The organism is Methylocaldum sp. GT1TLB (genome assembly GCF_051027445.1).
Classification (GTDB): domain Bacteria; phylum Pseudomonadota; class Gammaproteobacteria; order Methylococcales; family Methylococcaceae; genus Methylocaldum.
In genome coordinates this window covers 4,672,916-4,695,779 of record NZ_CP194898.1, presented here as the reverse complement: position 1 = coordinate 4,695,779, position 22,864 = coordinate 4,672,916, and the positions used below count along the sequence as shown (strand labels likewise).

The window sequence follows — 22,864 nt, the reverse complement described above, 5'->3', positions numbered from 1 at the left end:
TATCATCGAGGAATAAGGCCCGAGAGCGATGTTGAACGTGCGTTTGCGAAGCATAAGACTGGCATTCAAGACCTTCCCCGAGCGCCGGACTTGGCGCGGATGCCTTGGGTTATTCGGCGTATACGCGCTGTGCGCTCTGCTGATCGGATGGGCGACGGGATTTTGTCGTTTGGAGTTGATGAAGGCATCCGCCTGGGTAATCGCCTCAACGCCCGTCGTTTTGCTCGTGACGCCGAGTCTTGTAGAGGAAGTCTTATATCGTGCCGTCTTACTGCCGCATCCGGTTGAAGCGGCTTCTCCGAGAACAAAACTCGTTTGGTCCTCGGTCAGTCTCGTTGCCTTTGTGGCCTCCCATCCAGTCAATGGTTTGGTGTCACGAAGAGCGGTGTTTCTCGACCCGGTTTTTTTGGTGCTGGCGACACTGCTCGGCATCGTATGCACCCTCACCTACCTGAGATCGGGATCGATTTGGGTACCGATGCTGTTTCATTGGCTTACGGTGGTCGTGTGGATCATGTTTCTGGGCGGTTGGCAGAAGCTGATGATCCCCGGAGTTTGGGAGTAACGGAACCGTTATGGAACGCGCTCTGACCGATCTCAGATTCCCCGAATATTGCACGAGAACCGAGCGATGAAGCCACCGGCCATACAAAGGCCCAAGCGCGATTTCGGCGTCAATCGCCGGATATCGGAATCTCTCGATGGCCCGGATTGCCGCCTCGGGCCGAGGCCGCCGCGCGGGCGAGATAATCCTCCCACTTCCGCGCCGTCAACTGCTGAAACATCGGCACGACGGGGTTGAGCTCGATGGGCGGTGCATCCCAATGCTGCTCATAGCCCTGTTGCTCGGCTTCCAGGGCAATTCCGTCCTCCAGCAGTATGGGCTTGAACACCAGAGGTTTGGCGACGTTCAGCACCATCTGGGTCAGCCACTTCGGCGTTTTCACGGAAAGCAGCGGAATCTTGACGCTGTCGAAATAGAACAGGAAAAACACGCGGGTGGTCCGTTCGTCGATAGGCAGCAGGAACGACCAGTTCTTGATGCTGTCGCCGGTGTTAGTCCATTGGTAGGGATACTCGTAACACAGTTCGATGGAACGGGTGTTGACGCGGTTACGATCGACGAAAATTCCTGAAAACCGCCCAGCGGCCATGTGGGCGTCGTAGGTCAGGTAAACCCGGTCCTCGTCGGCTTCGTGATGGGTGAGCTTGGCGTCGACGAAGGGACGGTATTTCCGATGCAGGAACGCGTGGGCGAAGTCACAGATATTGTCGATCACCATGGAATGGTGGGTACGCCAGATGAAATCCACGGCAAAATTGGCCCATGGATGGTCTCCGGTAAGTTCTGGAATTTCGGGGATCTTTCGCTCTCCGGCCAGGGCCGGATCGCCCGGAAACAGCCAGATCAGGCCGTAGCGGACGCTTACCGGGTAGGTGCGCAACCGGTTTTTGATGAGCGGTCTGCCGAAGCTGTCATGGGAATAATCGATCAGCCAGCCGTCCCGGTTGAACGTCCAGCCGTGATAGGCGCAGCGCAGATGGCAGCGATCCACAACGCCGTGAGTGAGCTTGAGCTGGCGGTGCGGACAGCGGTTCTGCACGGCCGCGAGCCCGCCGTCCTTGCCGCGGAACAGGGCAATGGACCTCTTCCAGAACACGACTTCCTTCACCTCCCCTTTCTTGACGGCGCTGTCGTATTCCACCGCGTACCAGCGGTCCGGATCGAGGCCGGCGGCACGGGCCTTTTGCCGGGAATTTTTGGCTTCCGCGAAATCAGGCGGCGATTGCCGGGATGTGTCTTGCGCATTCCTCATCGTCAGTACTCTCCACGTGACCAAGGGTGGATAACGGTGGCCAAAAGCCGCTTCATTTCACCGGGGTAATGACACCGCGGCGCACGAAATCCTCGTAGGCTTCCCGAATCGCTTCGGCCAGGCTGGTGGGCCGATAACCCAATTCCTGTCTGGCCTTCTCGTGATCCGCCCGGCGCCGCATCGAGAGCAGGCGCACCGCGGCAGGCGTGAATCGCCGAGGCGAGTTGGGAAAGATCCGGAACCAGGTCTTGTCGGCCACTTCCGCCAGCGCGGCCATGACGGGTGCGGGCAAGCGCAGCCCAGGGGACGGTCGCCCGGTCACCTGCCCGTAGAGAGCCATCAGGTCGTCCACGCTGGCGTAAGCGGTGCTGATGATGTACTTCTGCCCGGAACGGCCTTTCCGCATGGCGAGCACATGGCCCTCGGCGATATCGCGGGTGGAGACGAATTCGAAGCCGCCGGGGATATAGGCTTTGAGCCGGCCATGGGCGTAGTCGATGAGCACGCGTCCCATGCGCGACGGCTTGTAATCATGCGGACCGACGATGGCGCAGGAGGTGGCGACGACCACGCTGAGGCCGTCCGCGTGGGCGCGCAAGGCCTCGTGCTCCGCCAGATGTTTGGTGAAACCGTAGGGCAGATGGCGATCGAAGGGATAGAACGGCATGCCTTCGTGGCTGGGGCGGTCCGGTTCGTACCCGGTGGCGCTGAGCGATCCGGAGACCACGACCTTGTCGACGCTGTGGCGGACGGCGGCTTGCAGAATGTGCCGCGTGCCCAGGACGTTGGTATCGAAGACTTCCCGCTTATGGGCACCATTCCCGGCTATGGTCGAGACCAGCGCCGCGCAGTGATAGACGCGGGAACAGCCGCGCACAGCCGCGTCGACCGCCTCGGAATCCCGCAAATCGCCATAGGCTCGGTCGACGTCGAGTCCCGCCAAGGCCCCGTTGTCGCGGCCCTGCCGAATCAGGACACGGACTTCGTCTCCGTCGGCCAGCAGGCGGCGTACGAGATTGGCGCCGAGATGGCCGGTCGCTCCGGTGACTAGCACTTTTCCCGAGTTCACGTTGGTTCCCTTCTCTGTGGTGTCGAGACCGGATGGTAACACGCTTCTATCCAAGGAAGCGTCTTGCATCTATACGGGGACATGGAGTTCCGATTTACCTCGGTCCGGAGTCCGTCGATGGCCCCCATAGCGGAAATTTGCTGATTTTGCCCTTCACAAAGTGGCTCGTCGGTTCCGTTACCGTAACCGGGGCGAGCGTCTCGTCCGCGATACGCCACGGACGGATATTTCAGGATTCGAAACACCCAAACCCGGAACGTCCCAGATTCGGGTGAACCCGTGCGACGGCAAGTTGTCGTTAGAAATTAGATCGGGTCGAAAATTCACCTCCGCTCAAGATGAGTAACCTCGGTTCTCAAAAGGAAAAATGACCAGCCTCCGTTCAGGAGAACGCCATGCGCCATAGATTCCCCCCCACCACGTTCGGTGTCGCCTTGTTTCTAACGTTATCTGCCTTTTCTCCCACTGGAGTCTCTGCACCCGACAAATCGAATCACGAGGTTTGGATGATCGACCAATCGGGTTTCCCGCCTAGCACCATTCCCGATGACGACATCGGCGGCAAGCTGTACATATTCGATGGCAGAAAGTTGTCCCGGAATGCGGCGTCCAAGGCAAAACCGGAGGTCTTCGAACTAGCGAAATTGGCACAGCGGCTGGACGACACGGCAACACCGCGTCGACCGCACTACATCACCTTCAATGCGCCCCACACGCATGCCATCATCTCGTTTGTGGCCACCGGACATGTCCTCATCATCGAGGCGGCAACACGAAAGCCGGTCTTCCTGGTCGATGTAGGCAAGCAAGCTCACGCAGCCGTCCCTTCGCCGGATGAGACCTATATTCTGGTCGCTAACCAGAACGGCAAACTCGTACAGAGAATCAACACCGATTACGCAGCCAACACCTTTACCCTCGACCATAGCGCCACTCTGAATCTTGCCGATGGGACGACGCCGAGCGGAGCCCTCAAACAGTTCGGCTCCGCCGATGAGGACGGTGTTCGGCCGGACAACGCCCCCATCCTGGCGCTGCCGGACTCCACCAGTAACTTGGCGTTTGTCACGCTTCGCGGCGGCGGTCTGTTTGTCATCGATCCGCGCGCCACGCCGATGGCTATCGCCGGTGAGTATACGACCTCGACCATCGAACCCGCCGGTCTCCTGGCGGCCCAGACGGGAAACAAGATGTACTTCAATTCGGGCGGCGGCGGTGGAGCCGAACTCGGGTTCCAATCCGTACTTTATGCTCTGCCGGTGAGCGCGTTCTCGCCTTCGCCAAATCCGTATCCGAAGCCAGACACCCCTGCGCCGACGGTGGTCTTCGATCACGGACAACAAGACGTGGATTCGCATGGGCTGCTTGTCACCCGGCAGGAACGTTACCTTTGGGTAGCCGACCGCGCCGCCAACAAGATCATCGTGGTCGATACCGAAACTGACGACGTAGTGAACGAGATAAAACTGGCTGGCGTCGTATCGCGGGACCCGGCACCGGACATTCTCGGAATATCGCCGAGCGGCGATCGGGTGTACGCGACGCTGCGCGGACCGTTCCCGCTCACCGGCAACAATCCGGAGCTCAATAACGCTCAGGGACAGACGCCCGGCATAGGGGTGATCGAGGTCAAACGAGGCGGCAAAAGCGGAATGCTGAAGCTAGTCGCCCCCGTCTCGAACGTCGACGATACTGACGATGAGGAGCGCGCCGACCCGCACGGAATTGCCGTGCGGAGTCGCTGAGGACCGAATGCGTAGCGAGTACGCCGGCTGGACTAAAGCGTCACAAGAGCTCGGGGGGAACGCACCCGCCGGTCGATTCAGCACCGCACCAAAACCCCGTCGCGCCGCCGACAGCGGTCGGCTTATCGTAGGCTCGCGCACGGGCAGATAGAGCGCGTTGCGTTGTGATAACTGATTGCGTGGTCATTGCTGGCGCTCTCCCGAGGCTCTAGCGGACGGTAACTTCGGCGATCATCCCTGCCTGGTAGTGTCCCGGAACATGGCAGCCGATCTCGAATCGGCCGGGTCGATCGAACCGCCAAACCAACTCTTTCGTTTGGCCCGGCTCTACGGTCACGGAATTCGGGCTGTCATGGGGCGTGTCGGGAGCGGCATGCATCTCCCCGGCGTGCGATTCCTGCTCCGCAACCGTACCGATGGTTGCCTCGTGCGTCAGTCGGCCGATGTTATTAACGATCAGGCGCAATGTTTCTCCGCGATTTATCGTAAGCGACGAGGGATCGTATTTCATGCTGTCCAGGGTTTTGATTTCGATCGTGCGCGTGACTTCGTCGGGTTTGCCGGGTTGACCGGCGGCCGATTGTTCAGAACCGGAGTGCTCTTCCGGCAGATGTTGATCTTTCGATACCGGCGATTCGAGGTCCTGCGCCTGCACTACGAGGGCAGACATGACTAAAGTAGCAAGAATGGCGGCGCGGTAGATCGAACGTGACATCACGATATTCTCCTTATCGAAATTCGAAGACGTTTTGTGGCGTGCCCTCAAACTACGACATAGATCTTGAGTGGCGCAAAAAAGTCCGGAGACCGCTTCTATTTCTTATCGGTGCCGAGCTACTAGAGCATTTTCTGATTCGGTGTAAGGGAGCCCCATATGTAGGTCGGCAATCCTTTGCCGACGTACCGGCTCGGCAAAGGGCTTTGTCGGAAGGGCAGCTCTGGCGCTCCCAGAGATGCCGTTTGCGATTGGGAAGGGATTGCCGACCTACGTCCTTCCCGCCTACACGAATCCGTACACCGGGATGAAAAACGCTCTAATCCTCTCCGCATCTTCATTGCGCTTTCGCCGATTCCTGGAACCGCAGGCGATCTCCAGGCTTGGCGACTTCATACCAGGCCACGACCCGCTCCGCGTCCGGATCGCCTTCCTCCGGAGCCCAAGCAGCGAAATCTTTGTCCTCGACGGGGCGGTAAGGGCCCGGTTTGACCTCGAACATGACCGTCTCGGGTGCCAGAACGACCACGGCATGCCAGGTGTACGGCGGAATTTCCACCGCCATATCGCCTCCCGCGGCGCTCAGGTCGATGCGCTCCAGGACGGTTCCTTTTTCGTCGAAGGTAATGATGGAAAACGCGCCGCGCACCGCCAGCATCAGTTCCCATCCGTCCGGGCGCGCGTGGCGGTGAGGGCGGACGTAGGTTCCGGGCTCCATGGCGTTGAACAGGCGCTGGATCAGGTCCTCCAGATCGCGGTGAATGTTCAGGTTTTTCCGAAGCCTGGGAGAGGCTGCGGCCTCGCCCATCAGCCGGAGGAGCTGTTTGTCGCTAATCGTTTTCAAAACGTCCATGGTCGTCTCCTGATACGGCGTCGGCAAGCGCTTCGCGCAGCGGGTTATGGCCGGTTTGCCGGCTTTCGCGCGGCGCTTGTGCATCGCGAGTCTGAAATGGGTCTGCCGGTAATGATGAACGAAATCGCGCGGCCGGGTCTTGTCTGTAGAATTGCGCAAGGAGGTCGTAGATTTCCGGATATTCCATGCGCACCAAGTCTGGCGCTTCGAAAAAGTATTCGCTGAGCACCGCAAAAAATTCTCCGGGCGCTTCGGCCGCGTAAGGATCTATGGGAGTCTTCTCCTCCTGGTCCACGCGATCGTTGAAATCTTCGAACGCGGCCGTGAACGCGTCAGTCCAAACCCGCCGCGCCATCCCGCGATGCAAGTTCGGGAAACCGTCGGCTGCGCCATTGAGCATGTCCAGCTTATGAGCCATTTCGTGGATGACGACGTTATAGCCTTCGCAATGTCCGGAACCCTGCACGTCCGCCCACGACAATATGACCGGCCCGCGCTCCCAGGATTCACCGGTCAACACATCTTCCCATTCGTGCATGACGCCGATAGCGTCGAATTCCGAGCGAGGGCGTATGAATCCGCCGGGATAAACCACCACCGTACGCCATCCGTCGTAGCAGTCGAAGTCCAGATTGAGAATAGGGAGACAGGCCAGCGCGGCGATTCGGGTGCGCACCCGGTCGTCCAGAATCATCCCGCCCGCCGGTTCGAAAATCTTTTCGTGAACGAAAAGGGTGGACAGTTGACGCAGACGCTCCCGTTCTTCGTTATTCAAGAGATCGAAAATTCGAAGCCCCGCGAGCGACCAAAGCCAGGTCGATTCGGATATCAGCCCCCGCTGAAGCAACTTGCGGCGCCGCCGCCGGCGGAGTAGACGAAAGGGCGAGATCATGGCCGACCCAGGACAGCACTCGGACGGTCCGCGCTCATCGCGGCGCAGAGCATGGTTTCGGTCGTCCAGCACATGCTCCACGCCCCGCTGTGGTCCACGGCGATCCAACCGTATTCGCGCTTCCGCTCGACGGCTTCACGATAGGTCGCTTCCGAGGCTTGCACGATGTTGCGGCCGTCCCGAACACGCGTTTCGAGACGCACCGCAACGCCGTCATCGACGATTTGTTCTCCGATGCCGGTGCAACTGACGGCGGCGTAGCCGGAGGCATAATTGCCCGCCACCGTCGCCGAATCGGATATTCGTTCCGGAAAATTGAACCGGCCGCCGCCGGTGGACGTGGCGGCCGCCAGACGGCCCCGCTGGTCCAGGACCACCGCGCCCACCGTTCCGGCGCCGACCGAGGGCCCGGTCTGCCGCTCCAGATACTCCGCCCAGCGCCGCGCCCGCTCCGGGGGAACCGGGTTTTGCGGCGGCATGCCGAGTTCCCGGGCCAGAAGCTGGGCTCCCAAGGGACCGAGCACCGATTCCGCCCGGTTCTGGAGCGCCCGGGCAAGTTTGATGGGATGGACCAAGTGAGTCGCAAGCATGACGCCCGAGAATTTCAGGCGCTCGCCGTCCATCAGCGAGGCCGAGAGACGCGCAAGTCCGTCGCTTTGCAAGGCCGAGCCGTAGCCGGCGTTGAACAGAGCCGATTCCTCCAAGCGCTTGACGGTTTCCGTCACGGCATCGACGGCGGATTGGCCTCGGCAAATCTCGGCCCATGCCGACGCTGCCAAATCGCCGATAAAAGTCCAGCGTTTCTCGCTTAGTCGGGGATCCGATTCCGGGGAGCCGGCGCCGCCGTGGATCAGGAGAACCGGCGGGCGGGCAATCTCAGCAAAGCGTTTTTCCATGCGGCTTACTGCATATTGATGTTCGATTCGGCGCGATGACGTTTGTCGGTGTCATCCCGTGCAGGAATAACCCAGCGGGCAATTTGTCTAAGATGCGAACTTCGACATATCTTGTCAAAAAAGGGCTTTTCCGGTTCGCGGTCAAAGGATGGGGCAAGGCCGTTTCAACACGATAAAGATCGGCTTCGGGTTCTATGGAGACTCCCCTTCCCCAGATGTCCTGCTTACCGAAAACGACTTGCGTTTCATACATTCTGTGAGGAACCTCCTATGTACAACTATTTTGCCCTTTCTTTGGTCGCCCTGGTCGGCATCGTCGTGTTCGACGACGATCCGACCGGCGTCTCGCTACAGGAGTGGATACTCTACGCGGTGCTGCTCTATGCGGCGTTTTCGTTCTTTCGGCGCTATCTGGCGCAGATCCGGCAGCAGATTCGACGGGGCGGATAAGCGCTCTTGCCCATTTATGCGCCTCGGCCGCCAGGTGTACTCACGTAACATCCGGCGCGAACAACTCCAGGTTTTGCTGAATTCGATCATAGATCAGTCGCGAGCCGACGATTCGTGCGGCGGAATGCAGGTCGTGCCTACAGCTTTCGTTCGGCACGATAAGATGTTCGACAATATGTCCGCGCACCGTCAGGTAATCGGAAATCAGAGAGCGGTGGCAGCACGACGGATCTTTCTCGGCACACATGAACGCCGTCCGGCAGATTCGTGCCAGCCTTAGTATTTGTTCCACGGCTTCGCGGAAATCCGGCGTCTCCATATAGGCGGCATACGACCGGAATCCCGGATTCAAGACCCTGTGTTTTACATCGTCCGGTGTCGCCGATCGCCATCCGCCCAGATTGTCGCCTTCCCATTGATACTGAATGCCGGCCTGCGTTAAAGCCCGTTCCAGCGTAGGACGGTTGAATTGTCTAAAACGCGCGGAACCGGGCCTGCTGCGTACGTCGACCAGACACCCGATGCCATGCCTCTTGAGCATATCGATCAGTTCGTCAGAGCTTCTGTTGCTGTGGCCGATGGAATAGAGTTTCATGGCTTCACTTCCTTCTTGCTGATTGTTTTTTCCCATTTCCCGAACCGGCACACCCCGCCGGCAGTCCGCCGATGATTCGGGCGGACGTTCGAGTTCGTATGTAATGCACTTTTTGGACTCGAAAAACAATCAGAAGCATCCCGACATTCTGACCTATATCTCGAAATAAGCCGTTGCAGGCGGGCAATCCTTCGCTGACGAGACTTCGGCAGTTTCAGCCATAAGCAAGTTCCGGGCTTCTATAGTGTCTTCAAGTATTCGAGCACGGCCTTGCGTTCTTCCGGGCTCAAGCCGTCGCCGAAAACATGGCCGGCATTGGAGTGGCCGGGCAAGGTCGTATCGTAGATTTTTTTCCGTTCCCGCAGGTCGTCCGTACCGGCTTTCCCCTGCCCCAGCGCCGTGTAGCGCCAGCCCAGGCCGACCGGATCGTAATCGGCCGCGGACGACTCGTACGACCGCGTCCAATACTTCGGCCGTTTCGAACTGTCGAGCAAGGCTTCGATGGTCGGCACCGATCCGTTGTGGAGGTAAGGAGCGGTAATCCAGATTCCGTCCAAAGGCGGAGCGAAATAACCCGGCGCCGGGGCGGCGCGAGCCGTTTCGCCGTAATAGGAGCCGTTGAACCATGCGATGAACCGGTCCGATGCGCCGCCGACAGCGTGTTGCGCCAACACTGGATCGGTGCCGATTTCGTCGAGTCCCAGCACCAGATTGGGATAAATCGGCTGTTCGCCATAGGTACCGTGGCAGCCGGAGCATGTTCGCTCGAATACGGCGCGCCCCTGTTCGGCCAGCTTGCCGTCGAGACCGAAAGGCCACGGCGGCGGTTTGAGCGATGCAAAGTAAGCCAGAATATCCGGCGCGTAGGCATCGATATTTCGCACGGTATCGACGTCATCGGCGCAGAATATGGCGCCCACCATCATGGCCCGTGCGAGATCACCGCGGCCCTCGGCGTTGTAGAACAAGGCGTTCTTCTTTGCCATGCGCCACCAGGGCGGAATGCTGACCGGCGCGACCGATTTCGGCGGCGGCTCGATCAGCGGTTCCGGCGACCATGCCAGCGTTTCCGGATTCCGGTGAGCGATCAGCGCGAACGTCATATTGATGGCCGGATTCGCGCCCATCGTGTCGGTGATCATGTAAGGGGCAATGGCACGGATTCGGTCCGCCCAGCGCCGCCATTCCGCCGCTTCGGCCTCGTCCTCCACGTATGCGCCGACGCCTTCTGCGGCAGCCGTACGGTCCTCGGTGAAATCGAGATTTTCGTTGCCTAGGCCGATGACCAGCTTTCCGGCGAAGAAACCGGCATGGCAGGACAGGCAATTGTTCACTACGAGCTCCACGCCCTTGGGTGTCGTGTAAGCCGTGAGGTTGTAAGGCAACTCGGCGTTTCGGCCGGGTCTCCCCAGAATAAGCGTCATGGGCTCGGGCGCCGAGGCCGTCTGTTTGTAGGCCGAATAAGGCATGCCGCAGGTGATGTACGGCGCGTTGAGCAATGCCTCGTAACCTTTGTTCGGATCGCCCGGACGCTGCTGTTCGGCAGGAACGGGTCCGGCGGGCGAATAGCTGACGGCGTTCGTCTGTTCCCTCGATTCGCAGGCCGCCAGCAAGAAAGCCGTAAAGACGATCGAAGCGACGGACGATGTTTTGGCATTCGGCATGTTCGACTCACAAGCTGGTTTTTTTAGCGGAAAAATCCTTTTTTTGGGAATCGAGCCGTCAATAGCCGGCCAATTCGACGAAACCCCGCCCTGAAAGCGCTTTACCGCGAGGCCCGGTTCCGGACACCGAGACCGCGCCGGACCAGGCGCGAACGGACCGGACGATTTCCTGATCTTCGACTAAGGGAGAAAGGCGCAGTTCGGCTTCGAGCTTCGGCAGCCTCACGATCCAGCCTACCGGATAAGGAACTCCCGAGGGATTAGACCAGTAAGTGGCGGGTTCGAGCCGAACGTCGTTTCCGGAAATCGGAACAGCGCGGCCATCGGATTCGATCAAGAGCCCGCTCGACACTGGCGGCGCGCTGCCGTCCTTGCGCCTCAGCTGGAAAAGCAGGAGCTCACGGCCATCGTCGAGCTGCAATTGATAGCGGTTCAGGACCAGTTGTCCGCCCGGCGGGGCTAGTTTTCCCCAACTGCGGCTGAGCCAGGCCTCGCCGGTTACCTTATGTCGATGCTCGCCCAACCGAACCGTTCCGGATATCGCCATACGGCTAAGCAAATATGCGCGAAGACGGCCTCCCGCAGCAGCCGGGAAGCTTTGCCCAGCCGGCACGACAGCGGGCTTTCGGGCCTCCAATCGGAGGTTGAGTTGCGTCCCGTCGGCGTCGGCCTGCAAGGCGAAGAACGTGGTTTCTCCCAGCGGCACCCTTAGCTTCCAGTCGTCCAGCCAGACCAGCCCGGAAACGGGATCATACCCGCTCATGCCCAGTGCCGCTCTTGCAAAACGCTCGGATGCCCGATAATGGCCATTGCTCGCATCGAGAAATGCAAACAGCCCCCGATACACGTCGCGGGTGGCCCAGGCCGATGGCCTTTCGGGCTGTTCCGGCTGAAGACCGAACCGCGTAAAGCTCAGTAGAAAGCCGTATCGGTGACCGTCCGGCGTGTTCATTTGGCCGGTGAATTCCCAGATTTCCATGGGGACGTCCGGATGAATCCCGTGATCGAACGGAAAAGATAAGGACCGGTCGGAACGGTCCTCCGGAAACCTGTCCGCAATTTTTCGCAGCGTTTTCGAGAAAGACGAAAAAGGCATCGCATCGCCGGACGAAACTCGCTCCGGGGGCTGCCGGAGTGTCGACGACGGTACGAGCGACAGCATGACTGCGAGCAGAACGGCGGCTATCCGCACGATAATATTGCCGCGGCCAGTTGCCATATCACTGTTTCCGGCTGCTCCAAACTGTCTAATGCCTAACAAAGATCGTGGTCAGCATGCAAATCAAGCTTTTCAACCCCATCAAGCAGGCGCGCCAAAAACTCGACTCTTTCCACCGGCTCCGCGGCTTGGCGGCTTTGGTGTCCGCCTGGATCAAAGCGCTAGTCGGAGCCGTTCGTAGCGAAGGCTTGGATTATCGCGCCACGAGTCTCGCCTACACCACGCTTTTGGCCATCGTGCCGGGTCTCGCCTTGTGCTTTTCGCTCCTGAAGGCTTTCGGCATCAACAATCAGCTCGAGCCGTTCTTGCTGCAAATGCTCGCTCCTTTGGGCGATAAGGCGGGCGATTTGACGAAAGCCATTCTCGGCTTCGTGACCAAGGTCAACGTGGGCGTGCTCGGCTTCGTCGGTTTGGCGGTGCTCATCTACACCATTATTTCGGTGCTGGAAAAAATAGAAGCCGCATTCAATCACATCTGGCGAGTCACACAGGCCCGCAGCTTCGCCCGCCGGGCCAGCGACTACCTCAGTGTGATTCTGCTCGGTCCGGTGCTGATTTTTTCGGCCATCGGTCTCACGGCCTCGATGCCCCATGCCAGCGCAGTCCGGCGACTGATCGCCCAAGAACCTTTCGGCACCCTGTTCTATCTGGGCGGCAAGCTCCTCCCTTATTTGATGATCATCGTGGCGTTTGCGTTCGTCTACATTTACATTCCGAACACGCGGGTACCTTGGCGGGCCGCGTTATTCGGCGGTACCGTGGGCGGCGTGGTATGGAAGCTGGCGGGCCTGCTGTTCGCCAAGTTCGTGGTCGGCTCGACCAGTTACCACGCCATTTATTCGAGCCTGGTCATCGTCATTTTGTTCATGATCTGGCTCGATCTCAGCTGGCTGATCCTCCTGCTGGGCGGGCAAGCCGCCTTCTATTTCCAGCATCCCCATTACGTGCTGGGAAAAAGCCGTTTCTTTCAGCTCAGCAACCGCTTGAAAGAGAGGGTCGGACTCGCCGTCATGTACTTGATCGGCGAGCGTTTCGTTCATGCGGATAAACCCAGGACCATCGACGAGTTGGCGGAGCGATTGTCACTGCCGTGGGAAACGGTAAAAGACAGCCTGGACATACTGCAAGCCGGCGGGTTGGTCGTGGAAGCGGGAAAAGGCGATGAAAGCTTCATTCCGGCCCGCGATATCGCCGGAATCACCGTCTGGGACATTCTGACGGCCATGCGCACGAAACGCGAGGATACCGCCCTTTCGTCCCATGCTGCTTTCACGTTGCCGGAACTCGCGAAAATCGCGGAGGATTTGGAAAATGCCTCGGCGACGACCGCTTCGGCCCGCCGTTCGCTGCGGGATCTCATCCTGGCTCAATCGCCGTCGACGCAGGGAGATTCAGAGCAGCTTCGTTCTTCGTGCTCTTAGCCATGCCGTGATGTCGAGAATTTTCTCGATTGACGTAACGCCCAGAGCGTCACGCCCTCCCGCACCGAATCGGCGCTCGGATAGCAGCGGACGGTCGTGACGCAAGGCATCACGGAGAGTAAAACGCGATAAATCCGTCACTGATCGGAACATCCGTGATTGCCCTCTGTCACAAGGCAGATACTGCCCATGAATCGTGCTCAGCGACGGCCAAGTCGCGGTACGGTTGGTAATCATCCTTCACGTAATGGAGTACGTCATGTGCCGTTTTCGCAACCCGCCTTTCATCATTTCCGCCTTAATCCTGTGGAGCGGCGCAGGCCTCGCTGCTCAGCCCGCCGATGCCGTGGCCACGATCACCGCCCACAATCAGGTGCGCTCCGCCGACGGGGTGCCGCCGCTCGTCTGGTCGGACGAGCTCGCCACCATCGCCACCGACTACGCCGCCACGCTGGAGCAGCAGGGCTGTCCGCGCGAACTGCCCCACAGCCCTGCCAGTGATCAGGGAGAACTGGGTGAAAACCTCTACTGGGCCGGCCCGGTGATGTGGTCCGATGGCCGCACCGAACCGCAGCAGCTTACCCCGGCTCAGGTTGTCAATTCGTGGGCAGCCGAAAAGGCCAATTACAACTACGAGACCAACAGCTGCGCCCCCGGCAGGATGTGCGGCCACTATACCCAGTTGGTGTGGGCCGCAACCACCGAAGTCGGCTGCGGCTATGCAGTCTGCACCAACAACGCCCAAGTGTGGGTCTGCAACTACCGCCCCGCCGGCAATGTTACCGGCCAGAGTCCTTACTGATCTCCCAGGCGCACACGCACCGCGCGATTGAACGTATTTCTCGCCTCCTACTTTGCGAAGGAGGCGAGACATGGTTGCGGCGTGCCGCCCGGATCGCCTGCGGTCCCACCCGCCACACTACATTGAGCCGTCGAGCGGCTCACCAAGGAGCCAGAGCATCTTCAGGATCGGTTTAGCGGTCCAGGGGATAGTAGGTCGGGAATCCTGTCCCAATCGCAAACGGACCTTTAGTCGGTCCCTTCCAATCGCAAACGGCCTGGCCAATCCGCCAAGTCGCGCTGTCGCTCGCATCACGATTTTTCCTGATGTCCTCCGAATTGCCAGCGCAAGGCGGACAGGAACTTGTCGGCAAACTCGCTGCGTCCGCGGGACGAGAACCGCTGAAACAGCGCGGCGCTCAACACGGGAGCGGGGACGCCTTCGTCGATGGCGGCGAACGCCGTCCACCGCCCCTCGCCGGAATCGGACACATGTCCCGAGAATCTCTCCAAATCCGGTGATTGCAGCAAGGCCGATGCCGCCAGATCGAGCATCCAGGACCGAACCACGCTGCCTCTCCGCCACAATTCGGCGATCTCGGGCAGATCGAAATCGAAACGGTAATACTCGGGATTGCGCAAGGGCGCGGTTTCGGCATCATGGGATTGGCGTTCGAAGCCGATTCCGGCGTTCTTCAGAATATTGAAGCCTTCGGCATAAGCGGCCATGAGACCGTATTCGATGCCGTTGTGAACCATTTTGACGAAGTGGCCGGCTCCATTGGGACCGCAATGTAGATACCCCTGCTCGGCGCTGGCCAACCCGGTGTTTTCGCGTTCCGGAATACGCGGGGCCGCATCCTGGGGCGGTGCCAAAGCCCGAAAAATCGGATGCAGTTTTCGAACGGGCTCCTCGTCGCCGCCGATCATCAGACAGTAACCCCGCTCCAGGCCCCATACGCCGCCGCTGACGCCAACATCGAGGTAATGGACGCCGCGCGGCTTCAAGCGTAGCGCTCTATTCATGCTGTCGCGATAGTGAGAATTGCCGCCGTCGACCAGGATGTCTCCGCTTTCGAGCAAGGGCGAAAGCTTGTCTATCAAATCGTCGACGAAGCCCGCCGGAATCATTAGCCAGACGACGCGCGGCTTGAGCAGTTTGTCCGCCAAATCCCGCAGGCTGTCGGCGGCTATGGCACCCTCCGAAGCCAACATCTCAACGGGTTTTCGCGAGTTGTCCCAAACCACGCAGGAATGATTGCCCCGCATCAGCCGGCGCACCATGTTGGCACCCATTCGCCCCAGACCGATCATACCGATTTGCATGGGCTGCCTCCTTTCCATTCGAGAGATATCGGTACGTATGCGCTACGAAATCTTCCTTGCGCGGAAGAACGAGCGCACGGTTCTCAATGCACGATCGCGTATCTCAATGTTGACAGTTCGGACACCAATAAGTTGAGCGCTGCCCTAGCCGCTGCGTTCGGATAAGCTCGCCGCATCGGCGGCATAGTTCGCCGGTCCGTCCGTAAATTTGCAGAGTTTGCTGGAAATACCCCGGACTTCCGGTTTCGTTGACGAAATCGCGTAGCGTGGTTCCGCCTTGTTCTATCGCTTCGGAAAGGACCTCCCGTATCGATACGACCAGTTTTTCGTAGCGAGGCAGAGCTATGCGGCCGGCCGGTCGGCGCGGATCGATGCCGGCCCGGAACAAGGCTTCGTTGGCGTAGATGTTGCCCACACCCACCACGATGCGGCTGTCCATGATGAAGGATTTGACGGACACGCTGCGGCCACGGGCTTTTCCATGAAGATAGGGCGCATCGAAGTATTCACTTAAGGGTTCCGGCCCGAGTTCGGCCAGGAGGGGATGAGTCGAAGGATCGTCTTCCGTCCAGACGACGCAGCCGAAACGGCGCGGATCGTGGAAGCGGAGACAGGTTCCGTTGGCGAGGATGAAGTCGAGATGGTCGTGCTTTCTGGGCGGGCTGTCCGGGGCGAGGATGCGGAGGCTTCCGGACATGCCCAAATGAACGATCAGCGTTCCGCGGTTTGTGCCGATCAGGATGTATTTGCCTCGGCGCTCGACCGTCCGAATGGTCTGACGATCGAGCTTTTCCGGCAGATCCGGCGGAACCGGCCAGCGTAGCCGAGGCTGGCGAACGACTATCGCCTGAACGGTCTGCCCGGTTAGATGAGGCGAAATGCCGCGCCGCGTGGTTTCGACTTCCGGCAGTTCGGGCATGGCGGCGTTATCGGGCAGCGTCCGACAGCTTGAAGAAGCGTCAGTCCGCCGCCTCTTCCCCTTCTTCGCCCGGCTCTGCCGACTCTGCCGGTTCTTGCTGTTCTTCCGCGTCCGCTGGAGATTCTTCCTCGGTCTCCTCGTCTTCGGCTGGGGACAGTTTCGGCTCCTCGGGCTTGAGTTCCGGTTTTTGCAGGCTGAGCAGCTGTTTTGCGGCGTTTCCGGTCACTTCGTACTGAAGCCCCAGGTCCGGTCGGACAAGAAGGAGATCCGGCTCCCGCTGCATGATGAAGAACTCGACCGGATTGCCCTCGGCCAGGGTAATTCGGATTACATCGCCTTGAGCGGGCTGTTCCACCCGCTTCACATCGATGGCTCTCGCCGTATTCCAGGCGTTGAGGAGATCCGAAATGCTTTGATTGGGTTCGGCCGGCGGCTCCAGAATCCATTTGCCGTCCTGCCCCAAGGTAGCTTTCAAGCCCGGTATGAAAATCTCTTTGATTTTCGCGTCTTCGGGCAGGAGCTTCTTGTCCACGTAATCCGTAGCGGATGCGGTCAGGTGATGAAAGAAATCGTCGTTGACCAGGTGCAGGGTATCCCCGATTTGTACGTAACGCCGCATGTTGATGGGATCCGAGCCGCCGAACTTCATCGTGGTCGCATCCAGAATCAACGTGGCTTTCGGCTTGTCGAGCTCGAATTTGGGGAGGTCGTCGGCACTTACCGGGTACTGCGCTTCGCTGTTGGCCTCGGCGATACCGATCAGCTGCCGGACGCGAATGTCGTTGGCCGGGGCATAAAACGGCTTGGTCAAGCGCCAGTGCCCGTTTTGCTTTTCGAAGGTGATGGCGTCCTTATTCTGCAAGGTGATGGCGGTAAGAGCATTTTCGTCGATAGCCGCGAGAGGCGTAGTCTCGGGCTTTTCCTTGCCGGGCTCGAAAAATGCAACGGCGGCAAGGACGGCTATGACGATCAATAGCGCTAGATTCAGGATCAGTCTCGATTTCATTAACGTCTCCGGCGTTTAAACCAAATGGCAGCTCCCGTGCCGATCAGCCCGGCGGGCAAGGCGATCAGGAAACCGATGGCGATCACGCCGGAAGCGACGGGCGACAGTTCCAGCTTCCGGTCCGGCGCCGTCTTGGCTGGAATATTGATCAAAGCCTCGTTTTGGCTCAGCCAATGAACGATGTTGAGGCCGAGATCCAGATTGCCGCCGTTGCCGAGAAAGGCATTCGACAGGAAGTCGCCGTCGCCGATCACGACGATTCGCTGTTCGGACGGCTTTTCACCAGCATCCTTGGCCGCCCCGGCTTCCGGTTGTCCGGCTTGTTCCGCCTTCGATCCTTCGTTCGGCTTAGCTTCAGACGGCTTTGCTTCGGACTTGCTTGCCGAAGCGGCCGGCTCCGTCTTATCCGTCGGTTTTATCTCGCGGGTCAAGGTGTAACCGATCTGGAGCGGGCCTTTGCGCTCGCCTTTGTCCGCGTCGAACTGGATTTTTCCTTCGATCGCTCCGGTCTCGGTCCAGGAGCGAGCCAGAGTGCTGAGCAGAGGTTCCCGCTGGAAATCTCCGTCTGCGCTTTTGTCCAGCGCCGCCGTGGCCGGGAATAGCGTCATCGTCTGAAAATTGAACGTGATCGGATGCGCCGGATATTCCGCGACAAGGGCGAAAGTGGGGTCGTCTATGCCGAAGAGCTGGGTGGATGCATCCACCACGGTTCCGGGCAGGAACTTGATTCCCAGCTGCTGGGCGAGCGGATCCAAGCCATGCAGTTCGCCGGGGTCGGTCAGCCACAACAGATTTCCGCCGTTTTTCACATAGTTCTGGACCAGCGTAATTTCACCGGGAAGGAAGTTCGCTCGCGGCCCCGCCAGGACAAGCACGTTGGTGTTGTCCGGAATGTCGGGCGTCACCGCCAGATTCACCATCGACACCGTGATGCCTTTCCGCTCCAGTTCTTCGCCGAACTGGCCCAGATCATGGTTGGCCTGGCCTTGCGGCGACCGTTCCCCATGACCCTCGAGGAAGACCACGTGCCGTTCCTTGGCCACGGCCAAGCGCTGCAAGGCATTGGTCAAGGTGGCCTCTTCGGCGTTTTGAATTTTTTCGGTGCGGCCCTGGTAATCCACCATCATTTCGCCGTCCATGGTGATACCCAGTTCCCTGACTTTATCGGGCTGAGTATCCGGATTGACGAAATTCAGCGTCAGATCGTTCTTGTAACGGCTGTAGCGTCCGACCTGATCGCGAATCTGGTTTCGCAGCTGGGCGTTTTCCCGAGCGTACGCGGTAATCGTTACCGGTTCTTTCATCAGGTCCAAGACCTTGCGGCTGGCCTCGGAGAGAGTGTGGCGGCCGCCCGCGGTCCAGTCGAACTGGGCCGTGTAGCGCGTGCTCAGCCAGGCCACAAGGCCGACGACGGCCAGAAACAGCAAGGTGAAGAGAAGGTTTTGCAGGCGTAGTTCGAGGTGCGTCTTGCGGTTGATCTTCATTTTTGCAGGCGATCGTTATCCAGACGATGGACGCTCAGAACGAGAAACGTGAGCGTAAAGAGCAGGAAGTAAATCAGATCGGTCGTCGATACCAGACCTTTCAGCAAACTCTCGTAATGGCGCAGGATCGAGAGATATTCGAGCACGCCGCCCGCCGAGTTGCCGGTCCAGTCGATGATCCACAGCAGCAGCAATGCCCCGAACGTGCTGACGGCGGCGATGGTCGGCTGGCTGGCGAGCGCCGACATGTATAGCCCCACGGCGGCAAACCCGGCCAGCAGCAACACGAGGGCGATGATGCAGGCCGCCAGCTTGCCCATGTCCAGTCCGCCCCCGACCAGCAGCGACAGCGGCATCAGACCGATCATCGCGACCATGATGAGCAGGAAGGCGAACACGCCGAGATACTTCCCGAGAATGATCTCGGTCATCGACACCGGAGCGGTAAACAGAAGGCTCAGCGTGCGGTTGCGGCGCTCCTCGCTGATCAGCCGCATCGTCAGGAGCGGCGTCACCAATAGGAGAATGACGCCGGCATTGCCGAACAGCGGGACGGCGATCAGGTCGGTGACTCCGGGCGCATCCTCCATGCCGGCGATGCGGGCTTGCAGCATCACGTAGTAGTCGAGCTGCGCCAGAAACATGTAGCCCAGAATGATCTGGATCACGCCCAGGATCGACCAGGCCAAAGGCGAAAGAAACAGCGTGCGGAGCTCTCGCCCCGCGATGACTAAGGCCATCATGCGGCTTGCTCCTCCATAACGGGAGTGTGTTGGGTGATGTCTATGAAGATTTCTTCCATGCTGCGCCGTTCGGGGGTCAGTTCCAGCAGTCCCCAACCCAGCGATACCGCAGCTTCGGAGATCCGTTCGGCCGGGTTTTTGTCCTTGTCGTGAAAGATTCGATAGCGCCGCTCGCCGAGGTCGTCGATCTTTTGAACGCCGTCGATGGCGTAGAGCCTCATGAGATCGGCCCCTAAACGGGTTTCCAGCACCACGCTGGACGCGCGCATCTGCTGTTCCAGGCCCTCGATGCTGTCGCTGAGCACCAGCTTGCCCTTGTGAATGATTTGCACGCGGGTGCAGGATTCCTGGACTTCGGGAAGGATGTGCGTCGAGAGAATAATCCCGTGCTGCTTGCCGAGCTCGCCGATCAGTTCGCGAATCTCCCGGATCTGGATCGGGTCCAGCCCCACGGTCGGCTCATCGAGAATGATGACCGACGGGGAATGGAGAATGGCTTGGGCGATACCGACCCGCTGCTGATAACCCTTCGACAGATTCCCGATCAATCGCTCGCCGACGTCGGTCAAGCCGCAGCGTTCTTTGGCGCTATCGACCGCTGTCGGGATTTTTTCCCGGGGAATCTGATGCAGTTTCCCGCAGTAGTCCAGGTATTCGTCCACCGTCAGCTCCCGATAAACCGGTGGTATTTCGGGCAAATAGCCCAGCTCCCGCTTGGCCTCCTTGGGATTGTCCAGTATGTCGATCCCGTTGATGAGGATCTGCCCGGAGGTAGGCGCGAGATTGCCGCAGATCATCTGCATGGTGGACGACTTGCCCGCCCCGTTGGGGCCGAGAAATCCCAGAATTTCGCCCTTTTCCAGGCTGAACGTAACGTTGTTGACGGCGCAGTGATCGCCGTAATAGCGATAAAGTTGTTCGACTTGAATGAGTTGAGTCATAGCGCGCGTAAGATACAAAAATTTTTCCGAAAGGCAAGATACGGGCCACTTGGGCACCAGGTGCCGCACGCCCGTAAAAAATAGCGGAACCCAATAACGGTACCACAGAGCAGTCCTCGCCGTCCTGATCGTGTTATTTGGAAGCGGCGAGTGCGCCGACTGGACTGAGTGTATCCAAAAGCAAGGCGAGCCTGTGCGCCATCGTTTCGGACGCAGCACGCAAGCCTATCGCAAATGCCGTTCAGGACGCTTGCGACCGCCCCTCTCGACCGCTTCGAGCCACTTATCCAGCAAATTCCGATGTTTTCCTCCAGCAAGCTTTTCCCGGACCTCTACACTCTTATGGAGCAACGAACTCCACAGCCTGACTTTTTGAACATTCGTCGGACAATTGATCATTGATGCAGCGGCGGAAAACCGAGCAAGTGAAGTCTATACGGCCTAAGGACAGTTCCGGCCGACGGGAAGCATCGCCGACCATCCGCGGTACCGGGGCCGCAACCAGCCGGGCGGCCGAGTCCTTTCTTCCCGATTTTTGCAGCCTCTCGACCGCCCTGATGCTAGTCGTTTCGGCCGAATTACTGGCTTTCGTTCTGACGCTCGCCGATTCGTCGTCCGATTACGGCTTCTGGTCCGACCTGGGGCTGCGCTCGCTATTCATCGTCTGGATCGCGCTGACCAGCGGAGTCGTCCTTTGCAGTATTCGCTCGCGGCTCGCCCGACTAGACGCCCTCTGGTGCGGAGCGGCGACCTTCTCCGTCATCCAGACCGCGACATTTCTGATTGCCTGGCTAGGCCACGACGGCCCATTGAATCCGGGACATGCCATTTCCTTTGAAAACCTCGACGTTGTCTACTATTTGAAAATTCTCGGGGCCAGCAGTCTCATTACGGCGGCCTGGCTGCGCTACCTCTATATCCAATCGCGCTGGCGTCTGCAAATCCGGGCCGAAGGTGAAGCCCGGCTCGATGCACTACAGGCGCGAATGCGCCCTCACTTTCTGTTCAATAGTCTCAACACCATCGCCAGCCTCACTCGGAACGATCCGAAAATGGCGGAAGAACTTCTGCTGGATTTGGCCGAGTTGTTCCGCGCGGTACTCAAGAAAGAGACCAAATGGGTGGCGCTGAAAGACGAAGTGGGCCTGACTTGCCAATATCTCAACATCGAGCGGCAGCGTCTCGGCGAACGTCTGCGCATCGACTGGCGTCTGAAGGACGCTCCGGAGGACGCACTGATCCCTCCCCTGAGCATTCAGCCGCTGGTGGAAAATGCGATTTATCACGGCGTCGAGCCGTCTCAGCGTGGCGGCAAAGTGGAGATCGGCGGTCAACTCACGAAACGGCATCTCGTTCTGACGGTAAAAAACACCCTGCCGGAAGCGGACGCGCGCCGCTCGCGTCAAGGTGCAAGGATCGCTCTGACCAATCTCCGCGCTCGTCTCGAAGCCTGTTTTCCGGGGGAGGCGCGCCTCCTCACCAGCGTGGTCGACAATTGCTACCAAGTTCGAATCGTCTTTCCTTATCTTCCGAAGAATCATGAAAATCCTGATCGCCGACGATGAGGCGCCGGCTCGAAGCCGTTTGCGGGATTTGCTCGGCGAGATCGACTCGTCATTGATCGTCGTCGGAGAAGCGGCCGACGGCGAACAGGCCTTGAGGCTCGCCGCTCAGATCCAGCCGGATGCGGTTCTGCTGGATATCCGAATGCCGTGGATCGACGGCATCGGAACCGCACGCGAACTCGCCCGATTGCCTCAGCCGCCGGCCGTGGTCTTTACGACGGCTTACGACGAACATGCTTTGGAGGCATTCGAGGTCAGCGCGGTCGATTATCTCCTCAAGCCGGTGCGAAAGGACCGTCTGGCCGCCGCCTTGCGAAAGGCGGAACGATTTACCGAAACCGCATGGAATAAACTCGAGACCGCCCTACCTGCAGGACAATCGACCCGTAGCCATTTATGCATCTATAGTCATGGCGACATACGATTGATTCCGGTCGACACGGTGCTTTATTTCCGCGCCGAACAAAAATATACGACGGTGAGGACCCCCGACGGAGAAACCTTGATCGACGATTCGTTGAAGTCTTTGGAAGAAGAATTCGGAAAGAGCTTCATTCGGATTCACCGCAACGCCTTGGTGGCAATCGACCATATCGTCGCACTGGAAAAATCGTCCCCCGGCGGCACGGCGCTTCGTCTGCGCGGCATCCCCGAGGCCTTGGAAATCAGCCGTCGGCACCTGCCTTCGGTAAGAAGCCAGTTAAAACAACTCGCTACGATTGGTGAGGACGGCTGATTTGATACAATGGCTTAATTTACGCACG

Annotated in this window: 22 protein-coding genes; 7 read left to right on the top strand and 15 right to left on the bottom strand. The window is 59.3% G+C overall.

The features are described from left to right. Positions 1-28 precede the first annotated feature (28 nt). Entirely contained in the window at positions 29-565 is a 537-nt protein-coding gene (locus tag ACR2R1_RS20695) for a CPBP family glutamic-type intramembrane protease (protein WP_434111749.1), read from the top strand. A gap of 109 nt (positions 566-674) precedes the next feature. Here the strand turns inward: ACR2R1_RS20695 and ACR2R1_RS20690 are convergent, their stop codons facing one another. Both ACR2R1_RS20690 and ACR2R1_RS20685 read right to left on the bottom strand, forming a co-directional pair. After that, positions 675-1,817 carry a Rieske 2Fe-2S domain-containing protein gene (locus ACR2R1_RS20690; protein WP_086133079.1) on the bottom strand — a complete coding sequence of 381 codons (1,143 nt, stop codon included), beginning with the start codon at positions 1,815-1,817 and terminating at the stop codon, positions 675-677. A gap of 52 nt (positions 1,818-1,869) precedes the next feature. Further along, entirely contained in the window at positions 1,870-2,928 is a 1,059-nt protein-coding gene (locus ACR2R1_RS20685) for an NAD-dependent epimerase/dehydratase family protein (protein ID WP_434111746.1), read from the bottom strand. A 464-nt stretch (positions 2,929-3,392) separates the two neighbouring features. Here ACR2R1_RS20685 and ACR2R1_RS20680 point away from each other — a divergent pair, with 464 nt between their 5' ends. Further along, on the top strand, positions 3,393-4,631 hold the full coding sequence (locus ACR2R1_RS20680; RefSeq protein ID WP_156879493.1) for a hypothetical protein: 1,239 nt from the start codon (positions 3,393-3,395) through the stop codon (positions 4,629-4,631). A 208-nt stretch (positions 4,632-4,839) separates the two neighbouring features. Here the strand turns inward: ACR2R1_RS20680 and ACR2R1_RS20675 are convergent, their stop codons facing one another. The 4 genes from ACR2R1_RS20675 to ACR2R1_RS20660 form a co-directional block, all read right to left on the bottom strand. Continuing rightward, complete coding sequence (locus ACR2R1_RS20675) at positions 4,840-5,346, bottom strand: cupredoxin domain-containing protein (protein ID WP_077727937.1); 507 nt, start codon at positions 5,344-5,346, stop codon at positions 4,840-4,842. Between the two features lie 337 nt (positions 5,347-5,683). After that, entirely contained in the window at positions 5,684-6,199 is a 516-nt protein-coding gene (locus tag ACR2R1_RS20670; RefSeq protein WP_434111744.1) for a WbuC family cupin fold metalloprotein, read from the bottom strand. Then, positions 6,177-7,091, bottom strand: a complete 915-nt coding sequence (locus ACR2R1_RS20665) for a zinc-dependent peptidase (protein ID WP_077727936.1) — start codon at positions 7,089-7,091, stop codon at positions 6,177-6,179. Before ACR2R1_RS20665 ends, ACR2R1_RS20670 begins: the two co-directional genes overlap by 23 nt. Further along, entirely contained in the window at positions 7,088-7,987 is a 900-nt protein-coding gene (locus tag ACR2R1_RS20660; RefSeq protein WP_077727935.1) for an isoaspartyl peptidase/L-asparaginase, read from the bottom strand. The genes ACR2R1_RS20665 and ACR2R1_RS20660 overlap by 4 nt, the downstream gene beginning before the upstream one ends. Before the next feature lie 270 nt (positions 7,988-8,257). Here ACR2R1_RS20660 and ACR2R1_RS20655 point away from each other — a divergent pair, with 270 nt between their 5' ends. Then, positions 8,258-8,437 carry a hypothetical protein gene (locus ACR2R1_RS20655; protein WP_077727934.1) on the top strand — a complete coding sequence of 60 codons (180 nt, stop codon included), beginning with the start codon at positions 8,258-8,260 and terminating at the stop codon, positions 8,435-8,437. Positions 8,438-8,477: 40 nt separating this feature from the next. Here ACR2R1_RS20655 and ACR2R1_RS20650 read toward each other — a convergent pair whose 3' ends face one another. From ACR2R1_RS20650 to ACR2R1_RS20640, 3 genes are all read right to left on the bottom strand, one after another. Continuing rightward, positions 8,478-9,032: a DUF488 domain-containing protein gene (locus tag ACR2R1_RS20650; RefSeq protein WP_168175309.1), complete on the bottom strand. Its 555-nt coding sequence runs from the start codon at positions 9,030-9,032 to the stop codon at positions 8,478-8,480. A 239-nt stretch (positions 9,033-9,271) separates the two neighbouring features. Beyond that, a complete protein-coding gene (locus ACR2R1_RS20645; protein WP_347258143.1) occupies positions 9,272-10,696 on the bottom strand; it encodes a hypothetical protein in 1,425 nt (474 codons plus the stop codon). 58 nt (positions 10,697-10,754) lie between these two features. Continuing rightward, a complete protein-coding gene (locus ACR2R1_RS20640; RefSeq protein WP_086133076.1) occupies positions 10,755-11,915 on the bottom strand; it encodes a lipocalin-like domain-containing protein in 1,161 nt (386 codons plus the stop codon). A 56-nt stretch (positions 11,916-11,971) separates the two neighbouring features. Here ACR2R1_RS20640 and ACR2R1_RS20635 point away from each other — a divergent pair, with 56 nt between their 5' ends. Both ACR2R1_RS20635 and ACR2R1_RS20630 read left to right on the top strand, forming a co-directional pair. Further along, positions 11,972-13,336 carry a YihY/virulence factor BrkB family protein gene (locus ACR2R1_RS20635; RefSeq protein WP_086133075.1) on the top strand — a complete coding sequence of 455 codons (1,365 nt, stop codon included), beginning with the start codon at positions 11,972-11,974 and terminating at the stop codon, positions 13,334-13,336. A gap of 259 nt (positions 13,337-13,595) precedes the next feature. Continuing rightward, a complete protein-coding gene (locus ACR2R1_RS20630; RefSeq protein WP_168175308.1) occupies positions 13,596-14,138 on the top strand; it encodes a CAP domain-containing protein in 543 nt (180 codons plus the stop codon). Between the two features lie 290 nt (positions 14,139-14,428). Here ACR2R1_RS20630 and gnd read toward each other — a convergent pair whose 3' ends face one another. The 6 genes from gnd to ACR2R1_RS20600 form a co-directional block, all read right to left on the bottom strand. After that, complete coding sequence (gnd, locus tag ACR2R1_RS20625; RefSeq protein WP_077727928.1) at positions 14,429-15,442, bottom strand: phosphogluconate dehydrogenase (NAD(+)-dependent, decarboxylating); 1,014 nt, start codon at positions 15,440-15,442, stop codon at positions 14,429-14,431. A 103-nt stretch (positions 15,443-15,545) separates the two neighbouring features. Then, positions 15,546-16,361 carry a bifunctional DNA-formamidopyrimidine glycosylase/DNA-(apurinic or apyrimidinic site) lyase gene (gene mutM / locus ACR2R1_RS20620; protein WP_347257969.1) on the bottom strand — a complete coding sequence of 272 codons (816 nt, stop codon included), beginning with the start codon at positions 16,359-16,361 and terminating at the stop codon, positions 15,546-15,548. 40 nt (positions 16,362-16,401) lie between these two features. Then, the gene (locus tag ACR2R1_RS20615; protein ID WP_434111739.1) at positions 16,402-17,367 is read right to left on the bottom strand and encodes a DUF4340 domain-containing protein; all 966 of its coding nucleotides are present in this window, start codon (positions 17,365-17,367) and stop codon (positions 16,402-16,404) included. Continuing rightward, positions 17,367-18,851, bottom strand: a complete 1,485-nt coding sequence (locus tag ACR2R1_RS20610) for a GldG family protein (protein ID WP_077727925.1) — start codon at positions 18,849-18,851, stop codon at positions 17,367-17,369. The genes ACR2R1_RS20615 and ACR2R1_RS20610 overlap by 1 nt, the downstream gene beginning before the upstream one ends. Then, the gene (locus tag ACR2R1_RS20605; RefSeq protein ID WP_077727924.1) at positions 18,848-19,594 is read right to left on the bottom strand and encodes an ABC transporter permease subunit; all 747 of its coding nucleotides are present in this window, start codon (positions 19,592-19,594) and stop codon (positions 18,848-18,850) included. Before ACR2R1_RS20605 ends, ACR2R1_RS20610 begins: the two co-directional genes overlap by 4 nt. Further along, positions 19,591-20,535, bottom strand: coding sequence for an ABC transporter ATP-binding protein (locus ACR2R1_RS20600; protein ID WP_434111736.1), 945 nt, complete (start codon positions 20,533-20,535; stop codon positions 19,591-19,593). The genes ACR2R1_RS20605 and ACR2R1_RS20600 overlap by 4 nt, the downstream gene beginning before the upstream one ends. Positions 20,536-20,960: 425 nt before the next feature. Between ACR2R1_RS20600 and ACR2R1_RS20595 the strand changes: the two genes are divergently transcribed. Beyond that, positions 20,961-22,100, top strand: a complete 1,140-nt coding sequence (locus ACR2R1_RS20595) for a sensor histidine kinase (protein WP_434111734.1) — start codon at positions 20,961-20,963, stop codon at positions 22,098-22,100. Continuing rightward, positions 22,075-22,836, top strand: coding sequence for a LytR/AlgR family response regulator transcription factor (locus ACR2R1_RS20590; protein WP_434111732.1), 762 nt, complete (start codon positions 22,075-22,077; stop codon positions 22,834-22,836). Before ACR2R1_RS20595 ends, ACR2R1_RS20590 begins: the two co-directional genes overlap by 26 nt. Positions 22,837-22,864 lie beyond the last annotated feature (28 nt).